The sequence below is a fragment of the Gemmobacter lanyuensis genome (assembly GCF_014652355.1).
Classification (GTDB): domain Bacteria; phylum Pseudomonadota; class Alphaproteobacteria; order Rhodobacterales; family Rhodobacteraceae; genus Gemmobacter; species Gemmobacter lanyuensis.
Genome location: NZ_BMYQ01000006.1, coordinates 152,738 through 175,165, shown reverse-complemented (window position 1 = coordinate 175,165; position 22,428 = coordinate 152,738). Strand labels below are relative to the sequence as shown.

The window sequence follows — 22,428 nt, the reverse complement described above, 5'->3', positions numbered from 1 at the left end:
TTTACCCTTTCGCGACCTTCAGATCGTCATACATGCCCCATTCGGCCCACGATCCGTCATAGAGAGACCAATTCCGGTGCCCGATCCGTTCCAGCGCCAGCGCCAGGATCGCAGCCGTCACCCCTGACCCGCAGGTGGTGATCGCCGGTTTCGACAGATCCACGCCCGCGCCCTCAAAGGCGGCGCGCAGACCGTTCACATCTTTCATTGTGCCATCGGCGTTCAGCACCTGACCAAAGGGCAGGTTCTTTGACCCCGGAATATGCCCCGACCGCAGACCCGCCCGCGGCTCGGCCACCTCGCCACGGAAGCGCGGGGCGCCACGGGCGTCGATGATCTCGGCCTCGCCCAGCTTGCTGGCATGGGCGACCTGCGTCACGTCCTTCACCAGCCCGGCCTGACGGCTGACGGTGATATGGCGGTCGCGCATCACGGGGGGCATATCCTCGATCTCGCGCCCCTCGGCACGCCATTTCGGCAGACCACCATCCAGCACGGCAATGTCGGTCTTGCCCATCAGGCGGAACAGCCACCAGACACGCGCGGCAGAAAACAGCCCCGCCCCGTCATAGACCACCACCTGATGCCCATCGCCCACGCCCATGGCGCGCATGCGGCTGATGAATTTCTCGACCGGCGGCGCCATATGCGGCAGGGCCGACCGCTGGTCGCTGATTTCATCAATGTCGAAGAACCGCGCACCGGGGATATGGCCAGCGGCATATTCCGCCTTCGCGTCGCGACCCGCATCGGGCAGATACCAGCTGGCATCCAGCACCCGCAGATCGGGGTCGCGCAGATGCGCGGCCAGCCATTCGGTGGAAACAAGCGTTTTCGGGTCGTCCTTGAAGGCAGTCATCGGCGGCTCCTCCTGTCACGGACCCGCTTTACCACAGCCGCCCTTGCAGGCAAGCGCGAAGCCGCTGCGAGCGCAAACACCCCGACGAAGGGCCAATGCCCCGCGTCAATGCGCCTTCAAAAGCCGCTGTTTCTGCCGGTCCCAATCGCGTTTGGCGACGGTTTCGCGCTTGTCGGACAGCTTCTTGCCCTTGGCGACACCCAGCTTGACCTTCACCAGACCGCGGTCGTTGAAATACCATTTCATCGGCACGATGGTCATGCCTTCGCGGGCCGTGGCATTCCACAGCTTCGACAGCTCTTTCTTCGACACCAGAAGCTTGCGCAGCCGCCGCTCTTCATGGCCCCAGGTCTTCGCCTCGCGGTAGGGCGCGATGTAGGAGTTGATGAGCCAGAGCTCCCCCCCCTCGACCGTGGCATAGCTTTCGCCCAGGTTGGACCCGCCCTGCCGCAGCGATTTCACCTCGGACCCGAACAGCATGATGCCCGCCTCAAGGTCACTTTCGATGAAGTAATCGAAACGTGCGCGGCGATTTTCGGCGATGAGCTTGGAATTCGGGTCAGATTTCTGGGCCATGATCTGCCCGAGATAGGCGCTTGGCGCCAAAAAGTCCAGATCACCCCATAGGCAGCCCGCCCGCGACGTGGCAGAGATGCCCCATGCTGACCCAGATCTTTCTCGGCTCGATCCTGCTCACGCTCTCGATCCTTCTGGGGGCGGCTTCGGCGCTGCTGGTCGAAACCATGCTGGCGCGCGTGCACCCCTGGCTTTTGCGCGAACCGCACCGGCCCAAGCTGCTGGTGGTGATCGCGGGCGTCTCGCTCTGGGTGCTGGGGATGATCACGGTGGGCGTCTGGCTCTGGGCCTTCGCCTTCTTCGGGCTAGGCGTCTTCGCGACGCTGGAAGAATCAGTCTATTTCTCGCTGGTCACCTTTACCACCCTCGGCTTCGGGGATGTGCTGCTTCCGCATCAATGGCGGCTGCTCGGCGGGATGGCCGCAGCGAACGGCTTTCTCAGCTTCGGCCTGCTGACGGCACTCTTGGTCGAGGCGCTGCGCCAGGTCCGGCTCGATCAGTTCGCCGCGCGGCGCAAGACCTGACGCCGCGTGCCCAGCAGCGTATAGATCCCCGCCCCCACCACAATCGCAGACCCGATCAGCGTCAGGGCATCGGGACGCTCGCCAAAGACCAGCACGCCCAGAATCAGCGCAAAGACCAGCCGGGTATAGCGGAAGGGCGTGACCACACTCACTTCGCCCGTTCGCATGGCGAGGGTCAGCGCCCAATAGGCATAGACCCCGATCAACACCGCCGCCACCAGCTGCGCCACCTGCGCGCCATCCGGCACCTGCGCCCCACCCTGCCAGATCAGCAAGACAGCCCCGGTCGGCACCATGGCCGCAAAGCCGTAAATCCCGAGCTGGAAGTTCGACAGCACCTTCGGCGCGGCCCGCGTCGCCAGATCCCGCCCCGCAAAGCCCAAAAGCCCGATCACCGCAAGGATGGAGGCCGCCGAAAACCCCTCAAGCCCCGGCCGCAGGATCACCAGCACCCCACCCAGCCCCGCCAGAATCGCCGCCCAGCGCCGCCAACCCACGCTTTCGCCAAAGATCAGCGCGGCCCCCGCCACCACCACAAGGGGCGTGGCCTGCAAAATGGCGCTCGCGCTCGAAAGGGCGGTATAGGCAATGGCCAGCGTATAGAACAATCGCCCCGTCACCTCGAACGCGGCCTTCACCAGCATCCGCGGTTGAACCACCGCCGGGTGCCAGATCGCCTGGCCCTGGGCGCGCGCCAGCGCCATGAAGGCCAACATGCCGCCGCCGCCGAACAGGATCAGCACCTGCCCCACCGGCATCCCCGCGCCCGCCACCCGCTTGAGGAACATATCCTCGATCGCAAAACCGCACATGGCCAGCACCATGAACAGACTGCCGCGCAGATTGTCGCTCATCACCGGCTCCTGACAGACAAAAGGGCCCCGCACACGCAAGGCCCTTGTTCATCTTGGCAAAAATATCCCGGGGGGCGCCCGGAACGGGCGGGGGGCAGCGCCCCCCTCTTTCTTCAGATCAGACCCGCATGTTGCATCGCAGCCTTGATGCGCGCCTTGGTGCCATCGGTCAGACCGACCAGCGGCAGACGCACCTCTTCGCTGCACATGCCCAGCAGGGACAAGCCGTATTTGGCCCCGGCCAGACCGGGCTCGATGAAGATTGCCTCATGGAGCGGCATCAGACGGTCCTGATATTCCAGCGCCTTGGCGTAATCCCCCTTCAGGGTCGCCGCCTGGAATTCGGCGCAGAGCCGTGGGGCCACGTTGGCCGTCACCGAAATGCAACCCACGCCGCCATGGGCGTTGAAGCCAAGCGCGGTGGCATCCTCACCCGACAGCTGGATGAAATCGGCGCCGCAGCTTGCGCGCTGCATCGACACGCGCTCGATCTTGCCGGTGGCATCCTTGACGCCGACGATCCGCGGCAGCTTGGCCAGCTCGCCCATCGTTTCGGGCGTCATGTCCACAACCGAGCGGCCGGGGATGTTGTAGATGAAGATCGGCAGGCTCGAGGCGTCATGCAGCGCGGTAAAATGCGCGATCATCCCGGCCTGGGTCGGTTTGTTGTAATAGGGGGTCACCACCAGCGCGGCATCTGCACCCACCTTTTCAGCGTGCTGGATCAGGCCAACGCCTTCGATGGTATTGTTCGACCCGGCCCCGGCAATCACCGGCACGCGGCCCGCCACGGTCTGCACCACGATCTCGATGACGCGGCCATGTTCCTCATGGCTCAGCGTCGGGCTTTCCCCCGTGGTCCCCACCGGAACGATCGCATTCGACCCTTCGGCGATGTGCCACTCCACAAGTTTCTTGAGCGTATCCACATCCAGTGCGCCGTTCTTGAACGGCGTGACAAGGGCAGGCATGGACCCTTTGAACATGACACGCATCTCCTGAAGCTGGGGCAGACTCGCCCGATTGACGCCTTTCCTCTAACGATCCGGGCGAGACTTGCCAAGTTGCGCCGTGCGGGGAAATGCCAAAAGCCGACCGGCCAATTCCTGCCCGGCTGGCGGGGAAGTGAGTTGCCCCTCGCAGAACCTTGCGGCACCTTCGCGCCATGCAGATCCTCCGCCCCCTCGCCCTTCTCCTGACGCTCGGCCTAGCCACCCCGGCGTCCGCCGAAACCGATGCCGTGGGCGCCCTGCGCTTGGCTCTTGCCGAAGCGGGCCGCGCCAACTGGCCCGAAGCCACGCGCCTTGCCGCGCAATCGTCGCCCGTGGGGGCCGATATCATCGAATGGCAACGCCTGCGCGCGGGCGAAGGCACGCTGACCGAGTATGAGGCCTTCCTAGCCCGTCGCCCCGATTGGCCGGGCCTGCCGCTGCTGCGGGAAAAGGCGGAAACGGCGGTGGCGCGATCTTCCACCCCGGCGCGGGTGCTCGGGTGGTTCGGCAGCCACCTGCCCGAAACCGGCGCCGGGTCGCTGGCGGTGATCCGAGCGCTGCAGGCCAGCGGTCGCACGGCCGAGGCCGAGGCCGAAGCCCGCCGCGCCTGGGTCAACCTTCCGATGACAAGCGCGGATCAGACGGCGCTCTTTGCGCTCTACCCCGGCCTGACCCGGCTGACGACCGAGCGGCTGGCCACCATGCTCTGGGCGCGCGAGGATGCCGAGGCCCGCCGCCTGCTGCCGCAAGTGCCGGCCGACTGGCAGGCGCTGGCCCGCGCGCGTCTGGCGCTGATGGACCGGGCCGAGGGGGTGGATGCGCTGGTGCGGGCCGTGCCGGAGGCGCTGGCAAGCCATCCGCTGCTGGCCCATGCCCGTGCGGATTGGCGCATTGCCAAGGATCTGTGGGCCGAGGCCGCGGCCCTGATGCTCGACCAATCCCAAAACCTCGATCTGCTGGGGCAGCCCGAGGCCTGGGCCAAGCGCCGCGCGCAGCTGGCGCGGCAGATGCTGCGTGAAGGCGATGCCAAGGCCGCCTATCGCATCGCAGCCCGCCATCAGCTGAGCGGCGGGGCCGATTACGCAGATCTCGAATTCCTCGCCGGGTTCATCGCTCTGCGCCGTCTCGGCGATGCTGACACCGCTTTGCGCCATTTCCAGCATCTGGAACAGGCCGTGGGCACGCCGATTTCCGTCAGCCGCGCGAAATATTGGCAGGGCCGGGCGTTGGATGCCGCCAAACGCCCGGCAGAAGCGCAGGCCGCCTTTCAGGCCGCGGCCCGCCACCAGACCGCCTATTACGGCCAGCTTGCGGCCGAACGCCTGGGCCAGCCGCTTGACCCCGCACTTCTGGCGCCGCTGAACGCCGCTGACTGGCGCAGCCGCGCCTTCGCGCGGTCTACAGTGCTGGAGGCGGGGCTTTTGCTTTTGCGTGTGGGGGACCGGACGCTGGGCAAGCGGTTCCTGCTGCATCTGGCCGAAGGCTTGGGCCCCGAGGATCTGGCAAGCCTTGCATCGCTTTCGCTGCGGATCAACGAACCGCATGTCGCGGTCCTGCTGGCGAAACAGGGGGCCGAGCGCGGGATCATCCTGCCCGCCGCCTATTTCCCGCTGGCCGATCTGGTGCCCGACAGCGGTCTTGCCGTGTCACGCGCCTTCGCCCTGGCGATTTCGCGGCGCGAAAGCGAATTTGACCCCGCCGCCCGCAGCAGCGCAGGCGCGCGCGGGTTGATGCAGCTGATGCCTGAGACGGCGGAACGCATGGCGAAAGAGCTGGGCCTGCCCTTCGATCTGGCCAATCTGACGCGCGATCCCGCCTACAATGCCCGGCTCGGAAGCGCCTATCTGGCCAAACTGGTCGATGAGTTCGGGCCTTCGGTCGCGCTTGTCGCCTCGGGCTACAACGCGGGGCCGGGGCGCCCGCGGCGCTGGATCACCGAATTTGGCGATCCGCGGTCGGATGCGGTGGATGTGATCGACTGGGTCGAGATGATCCCGATTTCAGAAACCCGGACCTATGTCATGCGCGTGTCGGAATCACTGGTGATCTACCGCGCCCTACTGCGCGGCAGACCCGGACCGGTGCGTCTGACCGCGGAATTGCGCGGCTAACCCACTCTCAGGCGCGCAGCGGCATCGCTCCGTCGCGCGACAGTTTCAACCAGGTGATCATCCCGGTGAAAAAGCCGACTGTCGCCAACATGGCCGCCGTCACCATCTGCGACGTGTCGGCCACCCCCGCGGACAGGGCCAGATAGCCGAAGGCCCAAAAACCCGACCAGCTGACGACACAGATGATGGCGACAAGTTTGCTCATTCCAACCTCCCAATTGGTGCGCGCAGGGGAAGGATGGGACAGATTGTCGCAGCAATCCAGCAAATTCGTCGCAGGGCGCCGGGCGCGCAATCAGGGGTGACTTGGCGCAACTTCCGGGGCAGTCTGGCGCCGATGATCGACCCTGCCGCCTATGCCGCCTTCCTGCTTGCCACTCATGACAGCTTTGGCCGACAGGGCCTTGCGCTGCCGCGATTCGGGCTGCGGCATCTGATGCGGTCGCGTCGGAAGCCGTGGAAGCGGGTGCTGGAGGCCGCCCTGTGGCAGGCCCCCGCCGGGCCGGTGCTGGAATTCGGCGTCTGGAAAGGGCGCAGCCTGAACCACCTTGCGGCCCTGCGCCCCGATCAAGCCGTGCATGGTTTTGACAGTTTCACGGGCTTTCCCGATGACGGGCGCGGCGACTGGCAGCTTGACTTTGCCCTGCCCGCCCCGCCCGCCGTCGCGCCGAATGTGACGCTGCATATCGGCGCCTTCGAACAGACCCTGCCGCGCTACGACGGCCCGCCTCCGGCCTTTCTGCATATCGACTGCGATCTCTACTCCTCGGCCCGGACGGTGCTGTTCGGGTTGGGCGACCGACTGGGGTCGGGCAGCGTGATCCTGTTTGACGAATTGCTACATTATACCGAATTCGCGTGGAACGAGATGCTGGCGCTTTATGAATTCCTGCTGGCGCGCGGGCTCGATTTCGAATGGCTGGTAACCTATGGCCGCGCCTATCCGTTGTCCGACCGTCAGGGACAGATGATCCCGGGCGCGGGCTTTGCCGATTACCGCGCGCGCGGCTTTTACCAGAACGCCGCCATCCGCCTTGTGCCGCGCAAGGCCGGGGGGCATTTCGCCCCCCGCCCCGTGCCAGTGGCAATGGTGGATCAGCTGGAGGTCAACATGCGGTCGGCGCTGGCTGCAAACAGGCTGCGCGCGTAATCGGTTTTCATCCGCGCCCCGGCAAGGTCGTCGCGGGCCAGTTCCTCGACCGCGCGGCCATGCTGCATGACCAGAACCCGGTCGCACATATGATCAATCACCGCGAGGTCATGGCTCACCATCAGGAAGGTCAGCCCCCGTTCGGCGCGCAGCCGGGCCAGCAGGTTCAGCACCTCGGCCTGCACACTGGCATCCAGCGCGCTGGTCGGTTCATCCAGCAGCAGGATTTCGGGTTCAAGCATCAGCGCCCGCGCAATCGCCACGCGTTGCCTTTGCCCCCCCGACAGTTGGTGGGGATAGCGGAAGCGGAAGCTCGTCGGCAGGCCCACGTCCCGAAGCGCCTGCACCACCCGCGCATCGGCATCGCCGATCCCGTGGATCGCCAGCGGCTCTGACAGCGTGCGGTCCAGCGTATGGCGCGGATGCAGGCTGGCGTAGGGGTCTTGGAACACCATCTGCACGCGGCGCGAAAAGGCCTTGTCGCGCTGCACAGGCGCGCCGCCGATGCGGATGGTCCCGCCCGACACCGGCGCCAGACCACAGATCGCGCGCAGGATGGTGGATTTTCCCGATCCGCTTTCGCCTACAAGGCCATAGCTTTCGCGCGCCTCGACCGACAGGCTGACATTTTCCACCGCCCGGACCTGACGGCCCTGCGCGGTGAAGGTGACAGAGAGGTTTTCGATCTCGATCAAGGCCATGTCAGCGCGCCCATTCTGCATTGCGATCAAGGCCGGGCAGCGGCCCTCGGTCCCCGCCAATGCGCGGCAGGCAGTTGAGCAGACCCTGCGTATAGGGGTGTCGCGCCGCCAGCAGGTCGCGCGCGGCCAGTTCCTCGACCACGCGGCCCTTGTACATCACCAGCACCCGGTCGCAGAACCGCGCGACCAGCCGCAGGTCATGGCTGATGAAGATCAGCCCCATGCCCCGGTCGCGCACCAGTCCATCGAGGATCGACAGCACCTCGGCCTGAACGGTCACATCGAGCGCACTGGTCGGTTCATCGGCGATCAGCAGATCGGGGTTCGGGATCAGCATCATGGCGATCATCACGCGCTGGCCCATCCCGCCCGAAAGCTCATGCGGATAGGCCTCCAGAACCCGCTCGGGGTCGCGAATCTGCACGGCCTCAAGCGCGGCGACGGCCTTGGCGCGGGCTTCGGACCGGGACAGGCGGTCACGCTGGCGCAGACCTTCCATCAGCTGGTCGCCCACTTTCATCACGGGGTTCAGGCTGTATTTCGGGTCTTGCATCACCATGGCGATGCGCGGGCCGCGCAGACGGCGCATGTCGCGTTCCGACAGGGCCATCAGGTCCTGCCCGTCAAAGCGCATCTCCTCGGCCTCGATCCGGCCCGGCGGGCGCACAAGGCGCAGGACCGACCGGCCGGTCATGGTTTTGCCCGATCCGCTTTCGCCCACGATGCCCAGCCGTTCCCGGCCGAGGCTGAAGGACACCCCGCGCACGGCTTCGACCAGACCGGCCTCGGTATCGAAACTGACCCGCAGGTTCTTGACCGACAGCAGCGTCATTTGCCCGCACTCCTTGGATCCAGCACATCGCGCAGCCCGTCGCCCAGAAGATTGAACCCCAGCGAGACGATGAAGATCGCAAGCCCCGGCATGGTGGCGACCCACCATTGTTCGAACAGGTATTTGCGCCCGGCGGAAATCATCAGACCCCATTCCGACAGCGGTGGTTGCGCGCCCAGCCCCAGAAAGCCAAGCCCCGCCGCAATCAGGATTACCCCGGCCATATCCAGCGTAACCCGGATGATGACCGAAGGCAGGCACATCGGCATGATATGCCCCCAGATCACCCGCACCGACCCCGCCCCCTGCAGACGCACCGCGGCGATATAGTCGGAATTCCGCACCGTCAGCGTTTCGGCCCGCGCGACGCGGGCATAGGGCGGCCAGGCGGTCAGTGCGATGGCCAGCACCGCGTTCTCGATCCCCGGCCCCAGCACGGCCACCAGCGCCAGCGCCAGAATGAGCCGCGGGAAGGCTAGGAAGATATCGGTGATCCGCATCAGCACCCCATCGACCCAGCCGCCGAAATAGCCCGAAACCGTGCCGATGATCAGCCCCAGCAGCGGTGCAGTGACCGCGACCAACGCGATGACCGACAGGGTGATGCGTGCGCCATAGAGGATGCGGGTCAGGATATCGCGGCCGAAGTCATCGGTGCCCAGCAGATGCCCGGGCGTGCCGGGCGGCATCAGCCGATTCTGCAGATTCTGCGCGATGGGATCATGCGGGGCAAGCCAGGGCGCAAAGGCCGCCAGCACCAACAGAAGGCCGATGATCACCAGCCCCGCCATTGCCAGCGGGTTCCGCCGCAGCCGCAGCCACCCCAGATAGGCCTGCCCCAGACGGGCCTGCCGGCGCGAGGCGGGATTGGGGTCCCGCAGCCAAGCGATGATTGCCATGCCCTTACCTCGCACGCGGATCGACCAGCCGGTAGAGCAGGTCGGACAGAAGGTTCAGCAGCACGAAGGCCACCCCTACGACGACGGTACCCCCCAGCACGGCGGGCATGTCGTTCACCATCAGCGCGTCGGTGATGTAGCTGCCAAGGCCGGGCCAGGCGAAGATCGTCTCGGTCAGGACTGAACCTTCCAGCAGATAGGCATAGCTCAGCGCGATGACGGTGATCAGCGGCACCAGCACGTTCCGCATGGCATGGACCCAGATCACCCGCCATTCCGGCATGCCCTTGACGCGGGCGGTGGTGATATATTCCTGCCCCAGTTCATTCATCATGAAGCTGCGGGTCATACGGCTGATATAGGCCATAGAGACATAGCCCAGCAGGCCCGCGGGCAGGATCAGGTGGCTGATCGCATTGACGAACATGTCCCAGCGCCCGGCCAGGGCCGTGTCGATCAGGATCATGCCGCTGACCGGCGTCACCTCGAATTCATACATCATGTCAAAAGCCGCATCGAGCCGCCCTGGCCCCCCAACCCATCCCAGCACGCCGTAGAACAGCAAAAGCCCGATCAGCCCCAGCCAGAACACCGGCATGGAATAGCCCATCAGCCCCACAAGCCGCACGATATGGTCAGCAAGGCTTCCCGGGCGCGTGGCAGCCAGAACGCCCGCTGGCACCCCGGCCAGGACGCCGATGATGGTCGCAAGCGTCGCAAGCTCCAGCGTGGCGGGGAAGGCGCGGCTCACCGCCTGCAGGACGGGTTCGCCCGTGCGGATCGAGGTGCCCAGATCGCCCTGCAGCGCATTGCCCACGAAGATCAGGAATTGCTGCCAAAGCGGCTGATCCAGCCCCAGCGCCGTGCGGGTCGCGGCAATCTGCGCCTCGGTCGCGCGTTCGCCCACGATGGCCAGAACCGGGTCGATCGGCACCACGCGGCCGATGATGAAGGTCACGAACAAGAGGCCAAGCAGCGTGGCCGCCAGCGAAAACAGCGCAGCGCCAAGGCCACGCAGTCGGCCCGCCCAGGGCGAGGAAGGAAGGGATGCGGTCATTCCGGTGATGGGCGCCCCCGACCCGTTCCGGGACGGGGGCGCAACCTCTTACTTCGTCACAAGCCAATAGGCGGCCGAATCGATCGCACCACCGGTGTAGAAGCCCGCCACATTGTTCCGCATGGCCGAATTATAGCCGATCTGGAACATGACGATGAAGGGCGAGGTTTCACGATGCTGCGTTTGCAGGTCTTCATACATCGCCTTGCGCTTGGCGGCATCGCCCTCCATCACCGCGGCGGCGGTAATGTCGTTCAGCGCGCCCGGATCATAGCTGTTGCGCCAGGCCAGCGTCCCGGTCGAGGCATCATCGGCGTTGTTGTCATTCCAGGCGAAAGACCCCGCGTTGGTATGCGGGTCCGGGTAATCCGGGCCCCAGCTTTGCAGCGTCGCGTCGTGCTGGCGCGCGCGATAGCGTTTCAGCTGCTCGGCGCCTTCGCCGATGTTCAGTTCCACCTTGATGCCGATCTGACCAAAGGTGTTCTGGATCGACTGGGCCATCTCCATGCGGTCGCTGGCGTTGCGGACATCCAGCACCAGCGTCGGATCGGTCACGCCGCTTTCCGCCAGGAGGGCCTTGGCCTTTTCCACATCGAGGGTGTAGGGCATGTCATCCAGCGCGCCGAGATAGCCCTTGGGCAGGAAGGCCTGATGGACGACCATATTGCCCTTCAGCACCGTATCGGCGAGGCCCTGGTAATCGATGCCCCAGCGCATCGCCTCGAGGAATTTCTGGTTCTTGTAGTTCTCATTTTTCTGGTTGAACGACAGATAGAAGACCTGCCCGCCGACATCGGCCTGAACCTTCAGATCGGCATTGCCCTTGATCCCCTCGATATCGACCGGGGTCAGCTCGCGGGCGATGTCGATATCGCCCTTTTCCAGCAGCAGGCGCTGGGTCGCGGCTTCGGGCACATGGCGCATGAAGACCGACTTCAGCTTGGCATCGCCGCGCCAGTGGCCGGCGCGGGCCTCCAGCAGATAGCCTTCATTCGGCTTGTAGGATTTCAGGATGAAGGCGCCCGTTCCGGCCGAATTGGTCTTGAGCCATTCGTTCCCCAGATCGCCGTTCACCTCATTGGCCATGACGGTGGCTTTGTCCACAACCGAGGCGACCCCCGCGGTCAGGCAGTTGTAAAGGAAGGTCGGCGCATAGGCCTTGTCGGTTTTCAGCACGACGGTATCGCCATCGGCCTTGACCATTTCTTCAACATTTTCGGCCGTCCAGCCGAACTGGTTCAGGATGAAGGCAGGCGATTTGTTCAGCTTGACCGCGCGCTGCAGCGAAAAGGCCGCATCCTCGGCCGTAACCGGATTGCCCGAGGAGAAGGTGATCCCCGACTTCATCTTGAAGGTAAAGGTCATGCCGTCTTCCGACACCGACCAGCTTTCCGCCAGACCGGGCACCGGCGCGCCGGGGGTGGCGGGGTCCAGCTCGACCAGACCGTCATAGACGTTGTTCACCACATCCAGACCCGAGAATTCATAGGCCTCTTGCGGGTCGAGCGAGACGATATCGTCAATCGCATCCGCGATGACCAGCGTTTCCGGCGGGGTCGCGGCCAGCAGGGCCGCCGGGGCCGTGGCCAGCATCAGGGCCGCGCAGGCGGCAACGCCCGAACGGCGGAGGTTCGTCTCAAGAAACATCGTCAACTCCCTGGATTTATTCATGATTTGCATGAGGTAACCGGTTCGATCGCGGATTCCTTGACCGATTGGGCAATTTTTTACCCGGACTTGTCAACCTTTGTGAAACATGGCGTGATCGGCGCAACCGCCTGCCGCGAAAAGGAGCATCCATGTCCAGACCTGCCGTTTTCGATGGCCATAACGATCTGCTTTCCTGCCTTTGGGCGATGAATGACGCAGAGGGGCGCGCCTTTCTGGAGGGCTGGGATGGCGCAATTTCCCTGCCCGCCTGCCGCGCCGGGGGCTTTGCTGGCGGTTTCTTCGCCATGTGGGTGCCGGGGGAAAAGGCGGATGCCCCCGATCCGATGGCCACCTATCGCGCTTATCCGCCGATCAGCCTGGACAAGGCCCATCGCGTCACGCTCGAACAGGCGGCAATCCTGATCCGCATGTCGGCGGCGCGGCCCGATGCGATCCGTCTTTGCCGCAGCGTGGCCGAAATCGAAGCCGCTCGCAGCGCGGGGGCGATTGCCGCGATCCTGCATCTGGAGGGATGCGAGGGCATTGGCGCGGGGCTGGATGAACTGCACGTCCTTCATGCAGCCGGGCTGCGCAGCCTCGGCCCGGTCTGGAGCCGTGAGAACATCTTTGGCCATGGCGTGCCGTTCAACTTTCCCGCTTCGCCCGATACCGGGCCGGGCCTGACCGAGGCCGGGATGCGGCTGGTGCAGGCCTGCGACCGGCTGGGTATACTGGTCGATCTGGCCCATCTGAACGAAGCCGGGTTCTGGGATGTCGCGCGGATCAGCACCAAGCCGCTGGTTTCAACCCATGCAGCGGCCCATGCGCTCTGCCCGGCGACGCGCAACCTTACCGACCGGCAGCTCGACGCCATGGCCGAAACCGGCGGGCTGGTGGGGCTGAACTTCGGGGTGGCCTTCCTGCGCGAAGACGGGGTGAAGAACCCCGCGATGGGCGCAGAGCGGATGATCCGCCATCTGGATCACCTGATGGACCGGCTGGGCGAAGGCGGCGTGGCGCTGGGGTCGGATTTCGACGGCACCATGACCGCCGACTGGCTGCAGGGCGCGTCCGACTTGCCGCGGCTGATCACCGCCATGCAGCAGGCAGGCTATGGCCCCGCGCTGATCGAGCGGTTGTGCTGGGGCAACTGGATGGATCTTCTGCGCCGCACCATCGGCTGACAGGAAAAGGGCGGCCCGCGGGCCGCCCTTTTCCTGTCCGGGATCAAGCGGCGTTCAGCGCCGCGATCAGGGCATTGATGTCACCCTTGTTCTGCTTGAGCATGGCCCCAACCTCTTCGCGTTCAGAGGCCAGCATGTTCACGCCTTCGATGATGATGTTGAAGAACAGATCCTTGCCGGACTTGTTCGACACATGCCAGCGCAGGTCAAAGGGCGCCTCGCCCTGCAGATGCGCGACCGAAATCACCTCGAAATAGCTTTTCAGCGGCTTGGCATCGACAACCTCGATCCGCCCGCCGATGAATTCGCGGAAGCGGCGGCCGTATTTGCGGCCGATATAGCCCTGATAGGCGCGGGTGAAGGCCTTCATCTCGGCGGCCGAAGCCGACCGCGACGCGGGCCCAAGCGCCGAACGCGCGATGGCGTTCACATCGGCATATTTGGCGAAGATCGCCTCGAAGTCCTTGTACATCGCCTGCTCGGCCTTGCCCGAGTTGATGACGGTGTTCACCTCGGCGATGGCACGGTCGATCAGCGCCTTGGCCGAAGCCAGATCGAGCGCCTGTGCCGGGCGGGGCAGAACGGCAACCGCAGCGCCGGCGGCAAGGGTCGCGCCAAAGGCGCGGCGGGTGATCTGGATCATGGAACCATCACTCCTGATAGGGATCAATGAAGTCATCGCCGTCGGACGAGGCGGGCTGGCCAAGCTCGAACCGCCGGTTCTGCAGATAGAGCAGGCGCGTCTGGGCATAGCTGTCCGCGCTGTCATATAGGACAGAGTCGATGGTTTCGGAATAGCGGTCCCGATCACCAAGCTTTGATCCGACCTTCGAGGCCGTGGCGTAATAGCTTTCGGGTTTGGGCAGCACGATGCTGACCGGATTCGCCGCGAAATCGACCGCGGTGCCGACGGCATCCCGCACGGTCGAGGGGCCAAGGCCGGGGAATTCCAGATAGGGGCCTTCGCCCACGCCCCAGACATAGAGCGTCTCGCCGAAGTCGGTCTTCTTTTGCGCCAGCCCAAAATCCTTGGCCGGATCGAACAGGCCGCCCACCCCCAGCGTCGAATTGATCAGGAAGCGGAAGGTGTTGCGGACCGAAGCCTCGCCATTGCCTTGCAGGGCGCTGTTCACCACATCGCCCGGCAGCGACAGGTTCGAGGCGAAATTGGCCACCCCGGTCTTTACCGGCTGCGGCACGATGGTGCCGTAGACCTTGGAGGTCGGCTTCACCAGCGCGCGGTCCAGCCCGACGTTCACCGAATGCATCGCGCGGTTGGTCTGTTCATAGGGATCGTTGATTCCCTGATCCGCCACCGCCGTGCCGCAGGCCGCAAGCCCCGAGGCGGCCACCATGGCAACGGCCACAGGCTTGCCAAGGTTCTGCAAAAGTTCCGAAATCAATGTCCGACGCATCATGCCAAGCCTGCCCTAAGTCTTTTGCGGGGGTATCCATCGGGTCTGTGCCCGGAGTGCAAGGCATAAGGCTTTCGCTCCGCCAAGACAATTCGCGAGAGTGGCATTGCAGCGACGGAAACGTTAGAAGCGAGGGAAATTGCAGTTGTGCCTTGGTTTGGAAGGAACGCCCTGACATGAGCCGGAACGATATCGGTTTCAACATTGCACCGGGTCTGGCAGAGCTTCGAGCCGCACGACGCGAATCGAATGGCCTGTTTCTAGCGGTCTTCCTGTTCAGCATCGTGGTGAACGTGCTGCTGCTGACCGGGCCGCTTTACATGCTGCAGGTCTATGACCGCGTGCTGGGCAGCCGGTCGGAACCCACGCTGTTTGCGCTGTCTGCGCTGGTCATCTTTCTGTTCTTCGTAATGGGGGTGCTCGACCACGTCCGCGGTCGCGTCATGGCGCGGGTCGGCGCCGCCTTTCAGGCCCGCCTGGACCGGCGCGTGTTCGAAGCCGCGCTGAAACGCGCGCAGGTCGCCCCGTCGGATCCGGCCGCCACCGCCGCCCAGCGTGATCTGGAAGCGGTGCAGCGGCTGCTGTCCTCGCCCGTGCTGCTGGCGGTGTTCGACATCCCGTGGACGCCGCTGTTTCTGGGCGCGATCTTCATTTTCCACCCGATGATGGGATGGCTGTCGATCGCCGGGGGGGCCGTGCTGATCGTGGTCACGGTGCTGAACCAGCGCCTGACCAAGATGCCGCTCAATCGCGCCAACAACGCCACCATCGTGGCTGAACGCATGTCCGACAACCTCAAGGCCGAGGCCGAGGTGGTGCAGGCCCTGGGCATGCAGCAGGCAGGCTTTGATCGCTGGCAACGTGCCCGCAGCGTCGCCTTGACCTCGAGCATCGAGGCCGCCGACCTGGGTGGCAGCTTCTCGACCCTGACCAAGACCTTCCGCCAATTCCTGCAATCGGCCATGCTGGGCCTTGCCGCTTGGCTGGTGCTGCGGCAGGAACTGTCGCCGGGGGCGATGATCGCCGGGTCGATCCTGATGGGCCGGGCGCTGCAACCCATCGAAATGGCGGTGGGTCAATGGGCGCTGGTGCAGCGCGCGCAAGAAGGCTGGACCCGGCTGGCCGAGCTGTTCACCCGCGTGCCGGTCGAACCGCCGCGCACCCAGCTGCCGCGCCCGCGCGCCGTGCTGGATGTGCAGAACCTGACCGTCGTGCCGCCGGGCGAAAGCTATGCCACGCTGCGGATGATCAGCTTCAGGCTGGAACCGGGGCAGGCGCTTGGCGTGATCGGGCCTTCGGGATCGGGCAAATCGACGCTGGCGCGCGCCCTGATCGGCGGCTGGCGCCCGGCCGGGGGAAAGGTGCGGCTCGACGGGGCGGCACTTGACCAATATGACCCCGATGTCTTGGGCAGCTATGTGGGCTACCTGCCCCAGCGCGTCACGTTGTTCGAAGGCACCATCGCTGAAAACATCGCCCGCCTGCAGGGCAGCCCCGACGGGCTGAAAGTGGTCGAGGCCGCCAAGCGCGCCGCCGCCCACGACATGATCGTCCGCCTGCCCGAAGGCTATGACACCCGCGTTTCCGCCCTGGGCGGGCGGCTGTCGGGCGGACAGATCCAGCGCATCGGGCTGGCCCGCGCCATGTATGGCGACCCGGTCATCATGGTGCTGGATGAACCGAACTCGAACCTCGACAATGAAGGCTCGCTTGCCCTGAATGACGCGATCCGCGCGATGAAGGCAGCAGGCTGCGCCATTCTGATCATGGCCCACCGCCCCGCGGCGATCCAGGAATGCGACCTGCTGATGGTGATGGAAGACGGCACCCGCCGGGCCTTCGGGCCGCGCGATCAGGTCCTGCGTGACATGGTCAAGAACCATACCGAAATCGTCAAGAGTGCCGGCCCCGGGGGCGTGACCTGACAGGCGGCAACGCCTGCAGAGCCTGACCCTCCCCTTCCGCCACCGGAGCCCATGATGACCGAACTTCCCCCCAAGACCGAAAGCAGCACCACAGCGCCGGTGGCGCAGGCTGCCCCGCTTCCCCCCGCCCCGGCAGCGCCAAAGCCTTCCGCCCCGGCACTTCCCCTTCCGATGGCTGCGTCCGGCACACCCAGCTGGTCGGCCCGCCGGCACGTGACCCTCGGCTTTGTCACGCTGGGCATCCTGTTTGGTGGCTTCGGCCTCTGGAGTGTGGCGACCAACATCGCAGGCGCGGTAGTCGCCTCGGGCCAGATCGAGGTCGAAAGCCAGCGCCAGGTCGTGCAACACCCTGATGGCGGCGTGGTCGAAACCATCGCCGTGCAAGAGGGGGATACCGTCAAGGCGGGGGATCTTCTGATCAAGCTGGACGGATCGACGCTGTTATCGGAACTGGCCATCGTCGAAGGGCAGCTGTTCGAGATCCGCGCCCGCCGCGCGCGACTCAGCGCCGAGCGGGACGACAAGACCGAGGTCACCTTCCCGGCCGATCTGATTGCGGCCACCAAAGCCCGCCCCGAGGTGGCAGAGCTGGTGCAGGGCCAGGTGCATCTGTTCAACGCGCGGCTGGAAACCCTGTCGCGTCAGACCGCCCAGCTGGCCGAACGTCGGGCCCAGATCGGCAGCCGCATCACCGGGCTGGATGCACAGCGCGATTCGCTGAGCGAACAGCTGGATCTGATCAACAAGGAACTGGCCGACCAGCAGGCGCTGCTGGACAAGGGGCTGGCGCAGGCGTCGCGTGTGCTGGCGCTGCAACGCGAAGCCGCGCGCCTGCTGGGCCAGGTGGGTGAAATCGACGCGTCAAAGGCAGAAGCGCAAGAAAACCGGGCCGAAACCGACCTTGAGGTGCTGCGCCTTGGCGCCTCGCGCCGGGAAGAGGCAAATACCCAGCTGCGCGACATCGGCAGCCAAGAGCTTGAACTGGCCGAACGCCGCCGCGCGTTGCAGGAAAAGATCGCCCGGCTGGAAATCCGCGCGCCGGTGGCGGGCATCGTTCTGGCCCTGCAGGTCACGACGCCCCGGTCGGTGGTGCGACCGGCCGATCAGCTGATGTATCTGGTACCGCAGGACCGGCCGCTGGTGATTGCCGCGCGAGTCGACCCGCTGCACATCGACGAGGTCTTTGCCGGGCAAGAGGCCAAGCTGCATTTCGCGGCCTTTTCATCGCGCACCACCTCGGAACTGCTGGGGCGCGTGGCGGTCGTTTCGGCCGATGCGCTGGTCGATCAGCGTAGCCAGATGTCCTATTACCGGGTCGAAATCATCCCCGAACCCGGCGAGATGGACAAGCTGACCGGGCTGACGCTGCTGCCGGGCATGCCGGTCGAGGCCTTCATCAAGACCGGCGACCGATCGCCGCTGCAATATCTGCTCAAGCCCTTCGCGGATTACTTCTCGAAGGCGTTCCGCGAAAGCTGACGTTCGCGGTGCAAACTGGGTCGGGGGCGGTCTTGCCGCCCCTTCGGCTTGCCGCTAGCCTCCGCCCCGACAATCTCAGGAGGCCCCCATGTCGATCGAAGCCCGTCTTGCAGAACTTGGCGTCACCCTGCCGGACGCCCCCGCCCCAGCGGCGAATTACGTGCCCTATGTGGTGGCCGGCAATCTGGTCCATGTCTCGGGTCAGATCAGCCAGAACGAGGCTGGCCTGATCAAGGGCAAGCTGGGCGCCGACCTCTCGGTCGAAGAGGGCGCCGAGGCGGCGAAACGCTGCGCCATCTCGCTGCTGGCACAGCTGAAAAAGGCCTGCGACGGCGATCTGTCGCGCCTGAAGCGCGTGGTCAAGCTGGTGGGCTTTGTGAACTCCACTGCCGATTTCGTGGATCAGCCCAAGGTGATCAACGGCGCCTCGGACTTCATGGTGGCAGCGCTTGGCGATGCCGGGCGTCATGCGCGTTCGGCGGTTTCGGCGGCCTCGCTGCCCTTCGGCGTCGCGGTTGAAATCGAAGCCATCTTCGAGCTGGCCTGATGCGCGCGCCCCTGCCCCCCGCCCTTCTGTCGCTGCCGATCGCCCATCGCGCCCTGCACGACCGGGCGGCGGGCAGGCCCGAAAACAGCCCGGCCGCCGTGCGTGCGGCCGTGGCGGCGGGCTATGCCATCGAGATCGACCTGCAATTGTCGGCCGATGGCGTGCCCATGGTGTTTCACGACGAACGGCTGGATCGACTGACCGCCGAAACCGGCTGGCTGCGCGACCGCAGTGCCGCCGCCCTGTCGCAGATCCGCCTGACCGATGCCGAGGACGGCATCCCGACCCTGGCCGAGGTGCTGGCGATGGTTGGCGGCAAGGTGCCGCTGCTGATCGAGCTGAAGGACCAGACCCTCACCCCCGGCGGCCGCATCGGCCCGCTGGAAGAGGCGACGGCACGGGTGCTGGCGGGTTATGACGGGGCGGTGGCGGTAATGTCCTTCAACCCCGACAGCGTGGCTGAAATGGCCCGGCTTTGCCCCGATCTGCCGCGCGGCATCACCACCGGCGCCTATGATTACGAAGGCTACGCGCCCCTGCCCCCCGCGCTATGTGACAGGCTGCGCGAGATCCCCGATTATGACCGTGTCGGGGCCAGCTTCATCAGCCACGAAGCCGCCGATCTGACGCGCGACCGGGTGGCCGCGCTGAAGGCTGCGGGGGCGGCGATCCTCTGCTGGACGATCACCTCGCCCGAGGCCGAGGCCAAGGCCCGCCAGATCGCCCAGAACATCACCTTTGAAGACTACGCCGCAGCGAAGTGACGGCGGACTGCGCCCCGGCCATTGACCTTGGCTGGGCGCAAGACATGTTCTGGCTGTCCGAAGACGCTGGAAGACCGAGGCCGGGATGACCGAACTGACCGCCACGCTTGCCGATGGAATTGCCGCCATCCCCCCCGCCGACTGGGATGCGCTGGCCTGCCCCGAGGCCGCGACCGGCCGCCCCCTTGACCCCTTCACCACCCACCGCTTCCTGCTGGCGCTGGAGCAGTCAGGCTCGGTCGGGCCCGGCACCGGGTGGGAGCCGCACCCCCTACTGATCCACCGGGGCGACCAGTTGGTCGCGGCGGCGCCACTTTACCTCAAGACCCACAGCCAGGGGGAATATATCTTTGATCACGGCTGGGCCGAGGCCTATACGCGCGCGGGCGGACGCTATTACCCCAAGCTGCAGATCGCGGTGCCCTTCACACCCGTCACCGGCCGCCGCCTGCTGACCCTGCCGGGCATCGAGGACACGGGCCGCGCCGCGCTGATCCAGACCGCCACCGATATCGCGCGACAGAACAAGCTTTCTTCGCTTCACATCACCTTTTGCAGCGAAGATGAGGCCGCGGCCGCCGGGGCGCTGGATCTGATGCCCCGGCGCAGTCAGCAGTTTCACTGGCAGAACCAGGGTTTCGCGGATTACGACGCCTTTCTGGACACGCTCGCCTCGCGCAAGCGCAAGGCCTTGCGGAAGGAACGCGCCACCGCCAACGGCCATGGGTTGCGGATCGAATTTCTCACCGGAGACAGTCTGACCCCCGCGCATTGGCAGGCCTTCTGGGCCTTCTATCAGGATACCGGCAGCCGCAAATGGGGGCGCCCCTATCTGACCCGCGCCTTCTTTGACCTCCTGCAAGACAAGATGCGTAATGACGTTCTGCTGGTCATGGCCTTTGACGGGGCGCGGCCCGTGGCCGGGGCGCTGAACTTCATCGGGCGCGATTGCCTTTACGGGCGTTACTGGGGCTGCGTGGCCGATTATCCCTGCCTGCATTTCGAACTGTGCTATCACCGCGCCATTGATTGGGCCATCGCCCATGGGCTGTCACGGGTCGAGGCCGGGGCGCAGGGGGAACACAAGCTTGCTCGTGGCTATCTGCCGGTGGAAACCCATTCCCTGCACTGGATCGCCGATCCGGGCTTTGCCCGGGCCGTGGCGGATTACCTGGATCGGGAACGCGCCGCGGTCGAGGCGGATATCGAGGTGCTGACCGCCTATGGCCCCTTCCGGCGCGGGCCGCTGCAGACCGGGCCGGAACAGGACTGACAAATCCCCCGCCGCGTGGCAGCATAGCCACAACGGAGGTGCCGCATGACCGCTGCTTTGACACTTTATACCCACCCCATGTCGCGCGGACGGATCGCGCGCTGGATGCTGGAGGAAACCGGCAAGCCCTACGACACGGTGGTGCTGGACTATGGCACCACGATGAAGGCGCCCGACTATCTGGCGCTGAACCCGATGGGCAAGGTGCCCACCCTGCGCCATGGCGACCATGTGGTGACGGAATGTGCCGCGATCTGCACCTATCTGGCCGATGCCCTGCCCGAGGCCGGGCTGATGCCCGCCGATCGCGCGGCCTTTTACCGCTGGATGTTCTTTGGCGCCGGGCCGCTGGAACAGGCGGTGGTGAACCAGAGCCTCGGCGTCACTGTGCCGCCCGAACGCAAGGGCATGGTGGGCTACGGTAGTCTGGATCAGGTGGTGGCGACCTTGGTGCATCGTCTGGCCGAGGCACCTTATTTCGCGGGCGACGCGTTCAGCGCCGTGGATGTCTATCTGGGGTCGCAAATCGGCTGGGGCCTGCGCTTTGGAACCCTGCCGCCTGACCCCGCGTTGACCGAATACTGGGCGCGGATCGAAAACCGCCCTGCCGCGCTGCGCGCCCGTGCGGCTGATGATGCACTGGTGAAACCATGACCCCGCTTTTGACCGACGACGAACGCCAATCCGCTCTGCCCGCCCTTGGCGACACCGGCTGGCGCGGTGAAGAGGGGCGCGATGCCCTGCGAAAGATCTGGAAATTTCGAAGCTTTTCTGAGGCTTGGGCCTTCATGTCCCGCGCCGCACTGATGGCGGAGAAATTGAACCACCACCCGGAATGGCGCAATGTCTACAACGTGGTCGATGTCACGCTGACGACGCATGACTGCCACGGGCTGTCGGCGCTGGATGTGAAGCTTGCCCAGGCGATGGACCGCTTTGCCGGAAGCGCCACGGTCGAAACCGACCATTCCGCCCCCGTGGCCTGCCTGTGCCAGGTGCGGCACGGCAAGGGGTAATGGAAAAAGGGGCCGGTCGCCCGGCCCCCTTTCGAATTAGATCGCGTCCAGCAGCGCCTCGCCGCCCGAGATGGTGCATTGGCCGGGGCTGTCCTCGACCTGCAGCACCTTGACCACGCCGTCCTCGGCCAGCAGGGCATAGCGCTTGGAGCGGTTGATCAGGCCAGCGGGCGGGGCGGTGAAATCAAGGCCGATGGCCTTGGTGAAGGTCGCCTCGGCATCGCCCAGCATGGTGATGCCTGCCTCGGTGGCGCCGGTGGACTCACCCCAAGCCTTCATCACGAAGGGGTCGTTCACCGACACGCAGATGATTTCGTCCACGCCCTTGGCGGCCAGCTTGTCTTTGGTGCGGATAAAGCTCGGCACATGGGCGGTGGTGCAAACGCCGGTATAGGCGCCCGGGAGGCCAAAGATCACCACTTTGCGGCCTTTCAGACGTTCGCCCAGCGACACGGCCTCGGGACCGTTGTCCCCCATCCGCAGCAGGTTGGCGTCCGGCAGGGTCTGTCCCTCAGAAATCGTCATGTTTAAGTCCTCGTCGCGTTGCGTTTCCGATGATGCCAGATATAGGGTCCGGCAGGGAACAGGGCCAGAGGCGGGGCCGATTTCCGCCGAAAGGG

Annotated in this window: 24 protein-coding genes; 11 read left to right on the top strand and 13 right to left on the bottom strand. The window is 65.4% G+C overall.

Translation table 11 applies throughout. From position 1 onward, the window contains the following. Position 1: 1 nt before the first annotated feature. Both sseA and smpB read right to left on the bottom strand, forming a co-directional pair. Complete coding sequence (gene sseA, locus IE101_RS11635; RefSeq protein WP_189634003.1) at positions 2-859, bottom strand: 3-mercaptopyruvate sulfurtransferase; 858 nt, start codon at positions 857-859, stop codon at positions 2-4. A gap of 105 nt (positions 860-964) precedes the next feature. Continuing rightward, entirely contained in the window at positions 965-1,435 is a 471-nt protein-coding gene (smpB, locus tag IE101_RS11630) for an SsrA-binding protein SmpB (RefSeq protein WP_189634002.1), read from the bottom strand. An 83-nt stretch (positions 1,436-1,518) separates the two neighbouring features. On the opposite strand from smpB, the gene IE101_RS11625 reads away from it, so the two are divergent. Further along, positions 1,519-1,959, top strand: a complete 441-nt coding sequence (locus IE101_RS11625; protein ID WP_189634001.1) for an ion channel — start codon at positions 1,519-1,521, stop codon at positions 1,957-1,959. Here IE101_RS11625 and IE101_RS11620 read toward each other — a convergent pair. Both IE101_RS11620 and dapA read right to left on the bottom strand, forming a co-directional pair. Continuing rightward, positions 1,932-2,813: a DMT family transporter gene (locus tag IE101_RS11620; protein WP_189634000.1), complete on the bottom strand. Its 882-nt coding sequence runs from the start codon at positions 2,811-2,813 to the stop codon at positions 1,932-1,934. The genes IE101_RS11625 and IE101_RS11620 overlap by 28 nt on opposite strands. A gap of 113 nt (positions 2,814-2,926) precedes the next feature. Beyond that, positions 2,927-3,799, bottom strand: a complete 873-nt coding sequence (gene dapA / locus IE101_RS11615) for a 4-hydroxy-tetrahydrodipicolinate synthase (RefSeq protein ID WP_189633999.1) — start codon at positions 3,797-3,799, stop codon at positions 2,927-2,929. A gap of 179 nt (positions 3,800-3,978) precedes the next feature. Here dapA and IE101_RS20035 point away from each other — a divergent pair, with 179 nt between their 5' ends. Next, positions 3,979-5,916 (top strand): lytic transglycosylase domain-containing protein, encoded by a 1,938-nt coding sequence (locus IE101_RS20035; protein ID WP_189633998.1) that lies wholly within the window; start codon positions 3,979-3,981, stop codon positions 5,914-5,916. Positions 5,917-5,923: 7 nt separating this feature from the next. On the opposite strand, the gene IE101_RS11605 is transcribed toward IE101_RS20035, so the two are convergent. After that, positions 5,924-6,121, bottom strand: coding sequence for a hypothetical protein (locus IE101_RS11605; protein ID WP_189633997.1), 198 nt, complete (start codon positions 6,119-6,121; stop codon positions 5,924-5,926). Between the two features lie 33 nt (positions 6,122-6,154). On the opposite strand from IE101_RS11605, the gene IE101_RS11600 reads away from it, so the two are divergent. Further along, the gene (locus IE101_RS11600) at positions 6,155-7,066 is read left to right on the top strand and encodes a class I SAM-dependent methyltransferase (RefSeq protein ID WP_189633996.1); all 912 of its coding nucleotides are present in this window, start codon (positions 6,155-6,157) and stop codon (positions 7,064-7,066) included. Here the strand turns inward: IE101_RS11600 and IE101_RS11595 are convergent. The 5 genes from IE101_RS11595 to IE101_RS11575 are packed head-to-tail and all read right to left on the bottom strand — an operon-like array spanning position 7,012 to position 12,202. After that, positions 7,012-7,767, bottom strand: a complete 756-nt coding sequence (locus IE101_RS11595; RefSeq protein WP_189633995.1) for an ABC transporter ATP-binding protein — start codon at positions 7,765-7,767, stop codon at positions 7,012-7,014. The genes IE101_RS11600 and IE101_RS11595 overlap by 55 nt on opposite strands. A 1-nt stretch (position 7,768) precedes the next feature. Further along, on the bottom strand, positions 7,769-8,599 hold the full coding sequence (locus tag IE101_RS11590; RefSeq protein WP_189633994.1) for an ABC transporter ATP-binding protein: 831 nt from the start codon (positions 8,597-8,599) through the stop codon (positions 7,769-7,771). Next, complete coding sequence (gene nikC / locus IE101_RS11585) at positions 8,596-9,498, bottom strand: nickel transporter permease (protein WP_189633993.1); 903 nt, start codon at positions 9,496-9,498, stop codon at positions 8,596-8,598. The genes IE101_RS11590 and nikC overlap by 4 nt, the downstream gene beginning before the upstream one ends. 4 nt (positions 9,499-9,502) lie before the next feature. Then, positions 9,503-10,555, bottom strand: coding sequence for an ABC transporter permease (locus IE101_RS11580; RefSeq protein WP_189633992.1), 1,053 nt, complete (start codon positions 10,553-10,555; stop codon positions 9,503-9,505). A 48-nt stretch (positions 10,556-10,603) separates the two neighbouring features. After that, positions 10,604-12,202, bottom strand: coding sequence for an ABC transporter substrate-binding protein (locus IE101_RS11575; protein WP_189633991.1), 1,599 nt, complete (start codon positions 12,200-12,202; stop codon positions 10,604-10,606). Between the two features lie 152 nt (positions 12,203-12,354). Between IE101_RS11575 and IE101_RS11570 the strand changes: the two genes are divergently transcribed. Continuing rightward, positions 12,355-13,389, top strand: coding sequence for a dipeptidase (locus tag IE101_RS11570; RefSeq protein WP_189633990.1), 1,035 nt, complete (start codon positions 12,355-12,357; stop codon positions 13,387-13,389). A 43-nt stretch (positions 13,390-13,432) separates the two neighbouring features. Here IE101_RS11570 and IE101_RS11565 read toward each other — a convergent pair whose 3' ends face one another. Together IE101_RS11565 and IE101_RS11560 are read right to left on the bottom strand one after the other, a co-directional pair. Then, on the bottom strand, positions 13,433-14,032 hold the full coding sequence (locus IE101_RS11565; RefSeq protein WP_189633989.1) for an MlaC/ttg2D family ABC transporter substrate-binding protein: 600 nt from the start codon (positions 14,030-14,032) through the stop codon (positions 13,433-13,435). Positions 14,033-14,039: 7 nt separating this feature from the next. Further along, the gene (locus tag IE101_RS11560) at positions 14,040-14,807 is read right to left on the bottom strand and encodes an MlaA family lipoprotein (protein WP_229804123.1); all 768 of its coding nucleotides are present in this window, start codon (positions 14,805-14,807) and stop codon (positions 14,040-14,042) included. A 173-nt stretch (positions 14,808-14,980) separates the two neighbouring features. Here IE101_RS11560 and IE101_RS11555 point away from each other — a divergent pair, with 173 nt between their 5' ends. From IE101_RS11555 to IE101_RS11525, 7 genes are all read left to right on the top strand, one after another. Then, on the top strand, positions 14,981-16,729 hold the full coding sequence (locus IE101_RS11555) for a type I secretion system permease/ATPase (RefSeq protein ID WP_189633988.1): 1,749 nt from the start codon (positions 14,981-14,983) through the stop codon (positions 16,727-16,729). A 171-nt stretch (positions 16,730-16,900) separates the two neighbouring features. Further along, a complete protein-coding gene (locus tag IE101_RS11550; RefSeq protein ID WP_189634060.1) occupies positions 16,901-18,208 on the top strand; it encodes an HlyD family type I secretion periplasmic adaptor subunit in 1,308 nt (435 codons plus the stop codon). 88 nt (positions 18,209-18,296) lie between these two features. Further along, on the top strand, positions 18,297-18,755 hold the full coding sequence (locus tag IE101_RS11545) for a RidA family protein (protein WP_189633987.1): 459 nt from the start codon (positions 18,297-18,299) through the stop codon (positions 18,753-18,755). Then, complete coding sequence (locus IE101_RS11540) at positions 18,755-19,519, top strand: glycerophosphodiester phosphodiesterase family protein (protein WP_189633986.1); 765 nt, start codon at positions 18,755-18,757, stop codon at positions 19,517-19,519. The genes IE101_RS11545 and IE101_RS11540 overlap by 1 nt, the downstream gene beginning before the upstream one ends. An 85-nt stretch (positions 19,520-19,604) precedes the next feature. Then, positions 19,605-20,792 carry a GNAT family N-acetyltransferase gene (locus IE101_RS11535; protein WP_189633985.1) on the top strand — a complete coding sequence of 396 codons (1,188 nt, stop codon included), beginning with the start codon at positions 19,605-19,607 and terminating at the stop codon, positions 20,790-20,792. Between the two features lie 45 nt (positions 20,793-20,837). Continuing rightward, on the top strand, positions 20,838-21,446 hold the full coding sequence (locus tag IE101_RS11530; protein ID WP_189633984.1) for a glutathione S-transferase family protein: 609 nt from the start codon (positions 20,838-20,840) through the stop codon (positions 21,444-21,446). Continuing rightward, the gene (locus IE101_RS11525) at positions 21,443-21,808 is read left to right on the top strand and encodes a 4a-hydroxytetrahydrobiopterin dehydratase (protein ID WP_189633983.1); all 366 of its coding nucleotides are present in this window, start codon (positions 21,443-21,445) and stop codon (positions 21,806-21,808) included. The genes IE101_RS11530 and IE101_RS11525 overlap by 4 nt, the downstream gene beginning before the upstream one ends. A gap of 36 nt (positions 21,809-21,844) precedes the next feature. Here IE101_RS11525 and IE101_RS11520 read toward each other — a convergent pair whose 3' ends face one another. Then, the gene (locus IE101_RS11520) at positions 21,845-22,333 is read right to left on the bottom strand and encodes a peroxiredoxin (RefSeq protein ID WP_189633982.1); all 489 of its coding nucleotides are present in this window, start codon (positions 22,331-22,333) and stop codon (positions 21,845-21,847) included. Positions 22,334-22,428: the final 95 nt, after the last annotated feature.